This is a genomic window from Nostoc favosum CHAB5714, from assembly GCF_020829495.1.
Lineage (GTDB): Bacteria > Cyanobacteriota > Cyanobacteriia > Cyanobacteriales > Nostocaceae > Nostoc > Nostoc favosum.
The window spans coordinates 1-8,290 of record NZ_JAIVFQ010000172.1 but is presented as its reverse complement, the minus strand read 5'-3'; the positions used below and the strand labels follow the sequence as shown (position 1 = coordinate 8,290).

Below are 8,290 nucleotides of genomic sequence, written 5' to 3'. Positions count from 1 at the left end.
CTTGAACAAACCTACAAACGTAGTCTTCGTCAAAAAATGAAACGCACTGCTATGGATAATAATTATATGATTCAGGTTCTTAGTTGTTGTTTCATTGACGATATATTAGATTCTTCCGATTCCTTGCGTCAAGCCTGATTGAGATGCTCTTACCCTGACGTCACAAGTTCTTTGAGGAAAGTGAGCGTTACAAGTTTATCGCACAATCAATCTTGGACTTTACCTGGATAGATCAGATTCAGCGATCGCCAAATCAACCCCTGATGGTAATTCTTGAAGGTGTCACAATGTACCTCAATGAAGCAGATAACCGCGAGATTCTCAAGCAGATTCACACTCGGTTAGCTCCAGCAGAAGTTGTGTTTGATGTGTTGAATCACAAATCTGCTAATAGTGCAAAGCGTCATGACACTGTATCAAAAACTAGTGCCGAGTTTCAATGGGGCATTGATAATTCCACAGATTTGGAAACATGGGAAATCGGCATCATTCTCAAAGATGAAGTGTTTTATCTGACTCAGTTTGCCAATCACCGCGTAGGCGTAGCCCGTCGAAGACATCGCCTTCCATTCTGGGTGCGTCCTATTGCCTCTATTCTGACACCAATTTTCAAAAATACTGCTCGTATTGTTCGGTTACAAGTAAATGCTGCATAACTACATAGATTCAATGTTGTACAATATCCTTATTGCAAATAATTCTTAAAAAATGTAGAATTCGGATTGATTTTCCGTTGCCCAGCAAAAATTGAAGCCGTGCTACTAGACACAGCTAGAACGATCGTTCAGACAGAATATGATGCACTCTGGCAAGAAGCCGAAGAGTGCGGTGAAGTCCCTTGGCAGGAGAACGATTTTGAGCGACAACAGACAATCCCAAAGCAGTTAGGACAGGGGGAGTTACGGATTATTGATCTGTATCCGGGATTAAGCATTCAGATTGCCACCTATCACTTTTGGCGACCCGTGCGGCTGGACTACCATTGTATCGGAGGTGAGGTGCTGTTATCCAACTTTTATTTAGCAGGCGATCGCCACATCATCAACCCCGGCATTCAGTTTGAAGAAGATCGAGCCGAAACTACTGGTGAAACCTGCCTTTGCTACATCAAAGAGGCGCGCTCCATTGAGTATTTCCCAGCCGAACAAACCCTCAAGAGTGTAGGAATTCACGTAGATTTAGAACGGTTGCGGTCTTTTGGCATGACTTGGGATAATGCCCCATTTCCACTGCGAACCTTGATTGAGGGGAAATCTGCACAAAGCTTTCATCAAACTCTCAATCAAAGCACACCCGCCATGCAACAGGCACTCCAGCAGATACTCAACTGTCCCTATCAAGGTGTGTTCAAGCGGATGTATCTGGAAAGTAAGGTACTAGAACTACTGGTGTTACAGTTTGAGCAATTACAAGGAAAGCAGAAAACATCCTCTGCAAACCTAAACTTTCGCTCCGCAGATATTGAAAGACTGCATCTGGCCAAAGCTATTCTGCAACAAGAACTAGAACATCCTCCCACATTGATTGACCTAGCAAGACTTGTAGGATTGAATGATTTCAAGCTCAAACAAGGTTTTCGACACCTGTTTGGGACTACGGTGTTTGGCTATTTGCAGAGTTGTCGGATGGAACGAGCCAGGCAGTTATTGAGCGATCGCTCCTTTAGTATTGCAGAAGTAGCCCAGCGTGTGGGGTATGCTAGTCCTAGTCAGTTTTGCCATGCCTTTAAGCGACACTTTGGCATGACACCGAGCAATTATCGTCGTTAAAATTAGCGGCTGAATCTTGCTAATAATTCTTCACGAGATAATTGCAAACACAAAGGGGTAAACTCCTCTGGAGATAGCTGTAATAAACTATCAACAACTCTCGCCAGTTCTGCATCAACAGAACCAAATCTGTATTGCAACAAATTTTCCACAACTTGTCGTTGTCCCTGTTGCAATCCCTGTTGTAATCCCTGCTGTAATCCCTGTTGTACGCCCTGCTGTACGCCTTCTTGGACAGCTTGCGCTATCGCTTCTTCATAAGCTGCTGTTAAATTCACCATTAGCTGTTGCGTCTCCATAAATTCTTACTAGCGCAGCAAAAGTCAAGTAATAATATAAAACGAAAGCATCCAGGTATGGCGACCATGAAGCTGAATACTGAACTTCCCGATGACATTGCCCAAGCGATCGCTGACTACATCCAAGATCAACCAAATCCAACCGACATCTCTAGCGTTCTGCAAACTGCCTTGCAAACCTTTCTCATCGAACGAGGATATCTTGGATCTCACAAACGCTTGCACATTACCCCAGCCTCTGTGGGTAGCGGCTACAGCGATACCTCAATTAATCACGATCGCGTTCTCGCTAACTTCGAGCCAGACCCCTCAGCATGAGAAGTGTGATTGCTGATACTGGACCTCTCTATGCTGCCTATGATCCAAGCGACAGTTATCACTCACAAGCTCTAGCAGAAGTTGAACGTCTGACGCAACAAAATCTCACGGTATTGATCCCATATCCGATTCTCCTGGAAACCCACAGTCTGATTCTCAAACGACTGGGAATTCAGATGGGGTTTCGCTATATTCAGGAAATTTCCGTTGGAACAGAACAACTGCAACCCACTCTTGAAGACTATCAGGTGGCTACTCAAATTATTCAACGCTACCCAGACCAAGCAATTACACTGTTCGATGCTACTACAGCCGCAATTTCTCAGCGTTTGAGAGTCGCCATTTGGACGTATGACTTTCATTTTGATGTTATGAACAGCATGGTTTGGCGGTAGTGTCATGATGGTATTGATCTCCTGAAATAGGGGTGAGAGAAAGGCGATCGCTAGTTCTTGGAGGAATGGGCGATCGCCGATCTTATTAAGATGCGCTAACGAAGCGTAACGCATCACCCCACAAAACTACACTATACTGCTGTGCGATTCTCCTGCAAAGAGGCTGCTCCAACGCCCAAAGATGATTTTTATTTTTGAATTCGGAGCGAAGCGACATGACAATTCCTACTTGGCGGTACTTACTAGAGTTAGTTCGCTACAAACCAGTGTTTTACCTCACCAATGGGTTGTTAGCAAGTGGTCTATATTATTTCTTTCTCTTAGTACCTGGACTAATTATCCGCCAGATTTTCGATATCATCACAGTCAAAACATCTGCCGGATTAAACGTCTGGACATTGCTGGCTTTGTTAGTGGGTAGTGCGATCGCCCAGCAAACATTCCTGTTAATTGGTGTCACAGCTGATGGTGTGTTTCGGATGTATGTGGCGACTCTCCTCCGCAAGCATTTACTCACTCATATCTGGGAAAGACCAGCAGCACAAGCATTACCAAGTTCATCTGGAGAAGCGATCGCTAATCATACTTATGTAAATTAAAATGCTATAAGCTACTTAATATATAACTATTGCTTATATTCATCTAAAAGAATTCAAAAAATGAAATGATCAGAGTATTATGTATTACAATTAGAGTACATCTATCAAGATTATCGAAAAAGATTTGGAATTGAAACTAGCTATCGCCTGAAAAATATTTGTCGAATTAAAACTAATAATAAAAATCCAGTCTTGAGATTATTATTCATTGGTATATCCTTCCTTTTAGTTAATATTTGGGTTAATATTCTTTGGCTTAGAATCAGTCGTAAAAGGCTCATGTTGTCGATTAATTTATCGCACACTTTTCACACTCAAGCAGATGTTAGCCTTTTTATCTCAAGCTATTGAACGTAAATATCAATTAGTTGAAAGCATTTATATTCCATCTGGTTAGCATTAACTTTCTTATCAATCAGTTAGTCATAAGTAATTATAATCTATACTATGTCTACTGGTTAGAGTTTTCTGTGTTTACAAGTATCATAAGCTACAAATATTTTAGCGATCGCTCTTTGGGGAAAAACTTTTTGGTTTACTGTTTACGATGACTTTATTCTGGAAGCGGGGGTAAAAAACCCAGCCAAGATGACTGAGGCTACTGCTGATGCTTTGATTAGATACCTTAATGGCTGCGAAGCATCTAACGAGTTTGTTGCTAATGTAGTAAATTGCCTCGCGCAAGTTGCCCCTGCTCATATCATGACTAAGATTCTCAAGAGTGATAATGACGGTGATGGTGTGCCTTTATACGAGGAATTAAAACTTGGAACAAAGGCTACCGAATTTGATACCTCTTTTGAAATAGCGGCTGCAAGACAAAAACAATATCAATTTTCTCCAACTCAGAATTGCGATATGGAGTTGTAAGTATAACCTACTACTAGACAATCATCTGTAGTGGGTATGAGATTGTTGTTCTCTAAAACAACTGAAAATAGAGATTAACCAGTTGCTACACAGGGGTAGACACTTACTCTTAGCTCGAAGTAAGTGTCTCAGCGGCTTTCCTCAAACATCGCCATCTTTCTCATACTCAAAATTAACCTTCGACATACTGAGTGTAATAAATGCGCTACTGTTAATCATAAGCGCATTCCCGATCATGTACAGCGATCGCAATACTCCCAGCCCAAATAATCAGGCGATTCCCCTGTAAGTTTAAATGAGGGAAAATTACCCCAGTGTCCTGATCTTCATCCCAAAACCACCAACCTTGGGATAGTTCAGAAAGAACGCGCATTAGTGCTAACTGTTGCTGTGTGATTTCCCCACCGCCGTAGCTGACGTTGCTAGTGCCATCCCATGATTTAAGAATTGATTCTAAATTGTATCCATTGCCCATAATCCAACTGGCGTAGAAGCAGTCTTTGGATATTTCTTCCATGATGGCTAGCAGTTCAAGGGCGGCATCAGGATTGGGTGATTTTAGGGCTTCAAGTGCAAGGCGGAGGTTTTCTTCCCTGTCTGCAAGAAACTCCGGTTCTTCAGTATTGAGTATGCTAAACTAATAGCTAAAATGCCAGTTAAGCAAACTTCTAATTTTGAAATTATCAAAATTACTAAAGCCAAAAGCAGACCTTTTAATCAACTTCAATTTATTATTAATACCTTCTACCATCCCATTGGTAGTCCTGTGGTCGAAATAGGCAATTATCTCATCAAACCACCGCAGTATCGTGTTGTGACTTTCGGGATAATATTGCCTAGCTGAAACCAACCAATTTCCCAGTTCAAATAAAGCTGCTAGCCAATCAATGGATGATTGAAAAATCATTCTTAACTCTTCTTTTAGCTGATGCATCTTTCCGAGAGTGGGAGAGACTTGTTGAACTTGCTCTAACTTATCTTTTTGTTCTTCAGTCAAGTTATCTTCATTCTTGAGTAATGCATATTTACTCTTCTTTAAGCCCGATAATATCTGCTCTTTATCTGATTCAGAATTGTTTTTTTCTGCCTCTCTTTTTGGCTTTTTTCTCTGGTTGTCTAGTTCAGTATTTACTTGTTTCATTACATGAAATCTATCAGCAACTACCTGTGCATTTGGCATTAATTATTCCACAAGGTTTTTGTAAGGAATCCACAAATCTATGCTGACTTATTCAATCTGTAACAAAACTTATGTACCCCATCCAGTAAGGACTTCGGCTATTTTTTATTTTCGGCGATCGCTAATCATTTCGATAAGTTTACCTTGGTCTAAATCTCCGAGAATGACTCGCAAATCTAAATCTTCCTGTGTGGGCTTTTTCTGGGTACTTTTCCTAGCAAGCTCCTTAATGACTTTATCCCACTTAGTATCGTTTTCTTGTTCGAGTCCGATAATATATTTCGGGATTTTTATATTTTTTAATATTGGTACTGAACCCTCATTTTTATTACTATAAGCTGGGTTAATAAATAGACATTTCCCCGGTGGTAATTTGAGGAATTGGGCAGGCTCGAACAGCTTCCGAGTCCGTTCTTGTTCGCTGATAGATGTGCTAGCCCTACCCCCCTTTCAAGGGTAGGTATTTAAGAATCAGGCAGTAGAGAGGGTGATTTGAGAGACATGGAGTTGTGGAGTGAAGGTTGGCCAAGGCTCAGGGAAAAAGCCAGGGCGGCCGCATCATGTCAATAAGACTAGCATATTCTCAATAAGCTCAAAAATAATCTCATTAATCCCTACTTATTGACAAAGATTTTAGCGATCGCTTTGAGCCTTGGAAAATAAATCAACCCAGAAATACTGATTTTTCGTTGGGTCTTAATCTTGGTCAGGATCAAGAGTACTTTAGATGCGTTTGCCCTGGCTCAGGTGGTCGTCAGGTTTATTGGTACGAGGGGAAAAACAGCAGCGCAATTGTTGCCGAGTTTCACGCTCGACTCATGTCGGGTCAAAAACTGATGATGGTCAGTGACAGTAAGCGGTTTATCAAAAAGTTGGAACGCGCTTTGAATGACGGGACATCGATGGATGATAGCGACGAAACACCCGAACCCAGCGAAGACCGCCAGCTAAGAGTGTGGGCTATTCACTCAGAGAATAGCGGCTCTGAGGAGAATGTCATTTTTATCAGGGAGATTAACATTGCTATTGAAACTGTTGATGCTTTTTTAATTACTCCCAGTCTCGGTACAGGGGTTGACATTTGCACTCCTCATTTTGATGCAGTATTCGGTGTGTTTCACGCTGTAAGCCAATCAGCTACAGAATGCGCCCAGCAATTATGGCGAAATCGTCCCAATGTCCCCATGCACATTTGGGTTGCACCGCGTCCTCCATTTGGTTACGCCGAAACCAATGCCCGTCGCATCAAAGAAAAGATTCTCCAAACAAATGAGATGACCGCTTTTCTGATTCGCATTAACCGGGAAACGGGGAAAAGAGGAGCAGAGAAGGACTGGGCCTTGGATGCTAGCTGTCAGATTGAGGGGCAAAGAAACTGGTCTATCAATAATCTACGTTTTGATCTGCGATCGCTCTTTTCTGAATACCTGGAAACCTGATTGCTGTCTGAAAAACTGTACTTTCTGATACAGTTTTTTGAAAAATCGTTGACAAATATTACATAAGTAAAACTAATATTTTGGATACAAAGGTAAGGGTAGCTCTCGCACCAGAACAATGTTCTGGTGCTGGTCTTGGAATTTTTGTAAAGTATTGGAGTGAAAAAGCAAAATTTTTGACGATTAAGATTATTTAGTTTGACTATGACTGCAAAGGAGCCAGTTCTAACTGATAGTAAAACCTTGAACGAAGTAGTGAACTGTTTAACCGAAAACATTCCAATAAAGTCTCAAGGTAAGTGTGAACAAAAAAATATCTTTGAAATTTTAATTCGGGCAGCCACTCAAAGAGATAGTCTTGAAAACACTACCAAAGTCTTAAAAAATGTTCCGACAAGTAATGATATCCGTTACCATTTAGAGAAATATTCAGACTTGAATTCCTTGGAATTAGATTTAAATGAAGCGCTGTAAAATAAATTTCCATGATGTCATGCATTTGAAGTGGCTAATGACTTCTTCTTCTAGTGGTTGAGGTGTCCAATCTTGGAGTGAGGCTATCGATAAATTGTACCGGGTTAAGTAGGTCAACCTAATTAAACGTAAAACGCTCAACTTGATACTGTCCGTGGTTAGCTCGGTTATTTATACCATCAATAATAGCGATGCCTGCGGCGGGCTACGCCTACGCTAATTCATATTCATCCTCAAAAACTTGACCAGCAAGCTCGTCACGCTTGAGATGCAACCATTCATCTTCAATCCGATTCATTTGGGGACTATAGGGAGGAAGAAAAAAGACGTACAAACCTTGTTGCTGCCAACGTTGGTGCTGCTGGCGAGCCAAAGAGCTTTTATGGACAGAGGCATTATCATGAATGATCACGGTGATTTGTCCAGTTTCAAGTAAGCGAGTAGCAGCAGTTTGAGCAAGACACTCCATCAGCTGGACATAGGTTGGTGTTTTGAGCGTTCCCACCATCAAAGTATAATCAAAACGAACTTTTGGCTCCCAAATACCGAAGATATTGATACGCCTACCACGTCGTCTATTTTGTCGAATACGTTTTTGCTTACCCCTGCGTCCATAAGCGTAATCAGTGGGACTAGTGCAGTAGCAACCAGATTCATCTAAGTACTTTAAACAAACTAACCCTAATTGTGACCAGAGCTTGAGTAATTCCCAATCAAGCCTTTTAGCTTGTAAATATTCTTTCTTGAGATTTAGAGCCGGACAGTAGCGGATACGTTTCCAACGCCACCCCTTTTTTTGAGTAGTCGCCGTAAATGCTTCGGCATCGATGGCACAAAAATTGATGCCCAACTATTGAATAAATCTGTTAACGGCTGAAAATCTATAGTTTTTAGTACTCGTCGGAATGTTGAGTAGGATGGCAACTTGATTGTTTGTTCTAGGTTTA

Annotated in this window: 11 protein-coding genes and 4 pseudogenes; 10 read left to right on the top strand and 5 right to left on the bottom strand. The window is 41.4% G+C overall.

The genetic code is table 11. From position 1 onward, the window contains the following. The 3 genes and pseudogenes from LC586_RS38620 to LC586_RS38610 all read left to right on the top strand — a co-directional run. Positions 1-138 (top strand): annotated as a pseudogene (locus LC586_RS38620) (ISAs1 family transposase); the annotation flags it as partial. A 74-nt stretch (positions 139-212) separates the two neighbouring features. Then, the gene (locus LC586_RS38615) at positions 213-656 is read left to right on the top strand and encodes a hypothetical protein (RefSeq protein ID WP_229491098.1); all 444 of its coding nucleotides are present in this window, start codon (positions 213-215) and stop codon (positions 654-656) included. Between the two features lie 66 nt (positions 657-722). After that, on the top strand, positions 723-1,769 hold the full coding sequence (locus LC586_RS38610; protein WP_229491097.1) for an AraC family transcriptional regulator: 1,047 nt from the start codon (positions 723-725) through the stop codon (positions 1,767-1,769). Positions 1,770-1,771: 2 nt separating this feature from the next. On the opposite strand, the gene LC586_RS38605 is transcribed toward LC586_RS38610, so the two are convergent. Beyond that, positions 1,772-2,068 (bottom strand): hypothetical protein, encoded by a 297-nt coding sequence (locus tag LC586_RS38605; RefSeq protein WP_229491096.1) that lies wholly within the window; start codon positions 2,066-2,068, stop codon positions 1,772-1,774. A gap of 66 nt (positions 2,069-2,134) precedes the next feature. On the opposite strand from LC586_RS38605, the gene LC586_RS38600 reads away from it, so the two are divergent. The 5 genes and pseudogenes from LC586_RS38600 (at position 2,135) to LC586_RS38585 (ending at position 4,250) form a co-directional block, all read left to right on the top strand. Further along, the gene (locus tag LC586_RS38600) at positions 2,135-2,386 is read left to right on the top strand and encodes a hypothetical protein (RefSeq protein WP_229491095.1); all 252 of its coding nucleotides are present in this window, start codon (positions 2,135-2,137) and stop codon (positions 2,384-2,386) included. After that, positions 2,383-2,781, top strand: coding sequence for a type II toxin-antitoxin system VapC family toxin (locus LC586_RS38595; protein WP_229491094.1), 399 nt, complete (start codon positions 2,383-2,385; stop codon positions 2,779-2,781). Before LC586_RS38600 ends, LC586_RS38595 begins: the two co-directional genes overlap by 4 nt. 215 nt (positions 2,782-2,996) lie before the next feature. Beyond that, positions 2,997-3,380 (top strand): hypothetical protein, encoded by a 384-nt coding sequence (locus LC586_RS38590; RefSeq protein WP_229491093.1) that lies wholly within the window; start codon positions 2,997-2,999, stop codon positions 3,378-3,380. A 90-nt stretch (positions 3,381-3,470) separates the two neighbouring features. Further along, positions 3,471-3,777 (top strand): annotated as a pseudogene (locus tag LC586_RS43325) (ISH3 family transposase); the annotation flags it as partial. A gap of 191 nt (positions 3,778-3,968) precedes the next feature. After that, positions 3,969-4,250, top strand: a complete 282-nt coding sequence (locus LC586_RS38585) for a hypothetical protein (protein ID WP_229491092.1) — start codon at positions 3,969-3,971, stop codon at positions 4,248-4,250. Positions 4,251-4,461: 211 nt separating this feature from the next. On the opposite strand, the gene LC586_RS38580 is transcribed toward LC586_RS38585, so the two are convergent. The 3 genes and pseudogenes from LC586_RS38580 to LC586_RS38570 form a co-directional block, all read right to left on the bottom strand. After that, on the bottom strand, positions 4,462-4,767 hold the full coding sequence (locus tag LC586_RS38580; protein WP_229491091.1) for a hypothetical protein: 306 nt from the start codon (positions 4,765-4,767) through the stop codon (positions 4,462-4,464). A 120-nt stretch (positions 4,768-4,887) separates the two neighbouring features. Continuing rightward, the gene (locus tag LC586_RS38575; RefSeq protein ID WP_438822967.1) at positions 4,888-5,391 is read right to left on the bottom strand and encodes a transposase; all 504 of its coding nucleotides are present in this window, start codon (positions 5,389-5,391) and stop codon (positions 4,888-4,890) included. Between the two features lie 204 nt (positions 5,392-5,595). Beyond that, a pseudogene (locus LC586_RS38570) lies at positions 5,596-5,877 on the bottom strand (type IV secretory system conjugative DNA transfer family protein); the annotation flags it as partial. Between the two features lie 296 nt (positions 5,878-6,173). Between LC586_RS38570 and LC586_RS38565 the strand changes: the two are divergent. After that, positions 6,174-6,854 (top strand): annotated as a pseudogene (locus tag LC586_RS38565) (bifunctional DNA primase/helicase); the annotation flags it as partial. Positions 6,855-7,073: 219 nt separating this feature from the next. Next, positions 7,074-7,343 (top strand): hypothetical protein, encoded by a 270-nt coding sequence (locus LC586_RS38560; protein WP_229491089.1) that lies wholly within the window; start codon positions 7,074-7,076, stop codon positions 7,341-7,343. 211 nt (positions 7,344-7,554) lie between these two features. Here the strand turns inward: LC586_RS38560 and LC586_RS38555 are convergent, their stop codons facing one another. Then, positions 7,555-8,193 carry a transposase gene (locus LC586_RS38555; RefSeq protein ID WP_229491088.1) on the bottom strand — a complete coding sequence of 213 codons (639 nt, stop codon included), beginning with the start codon at positions 8,191-8,193 and terminating at the stop codon, positions 7,555-7,557. Positions 8,194-8,290 lie beyond the last annotated feature (97 nt).

Excerpts from the sequence above, each read along its gene's own strand:
- LC586_RS38585 (WP_229491092.1), top strand. The coding sequence starts at position 3,969 with ATGACTGAGGCTACTGCTGATGCTTTGATTAGATACCTTAATGGCTGC.
- LC586_RS38595 (WP_229491094.1), top strand. The coding sequence starts at position 2,383 with ATGAGAAGTGTGATTGCTGATACTGGACCTCTCTATGCTGCCTATGAT.
- LC586_RS38560 (WP_229491089.1), top strand. The coding sequence starts at position 7,074 with ATGACTGCAAAGGAGCCAGTTCTAACTGATAGTAAAACCTTGAACGAA.
- LC586_RS38590 (WP_229491093.1), top strand. The coding sequence starts at position 2,997 with ATGACAATTCCTACTTGGCGGTACTTACTAGAGTTAGTTCGCTACAAA.
- LC586_RS38575 (WP_438822967.1), bottom strand. The coding sequence starts at position 5,391 with ATGAAACAAGTAAATACTGAACTAGACAACCAGAGAAAAAAGCCAAAA.
- LC586_RS38600 (WP_229491095.1), top strand. The coding sequence starts at position 2,135 with ATGAAGCTGAATACTGAACTTCCCGATGACATTGCCCAAGCGATCGCT.
- LC586_RS38580 (WP_229491091.1), bottom strand. The coding sequence starts at position 4,767 with ATGGAAGAAATATCCAAAGACTGCTTCTACGCCAGTTGGATTATGGGC.
- LC586_RS38605 (WP_229491096.1), bottom strand. The coding sequence starts at position 2,068 with ATGGAGACGCAACAGCTAATGGTGAATTTAACAGCAGCTTATGAAGAA.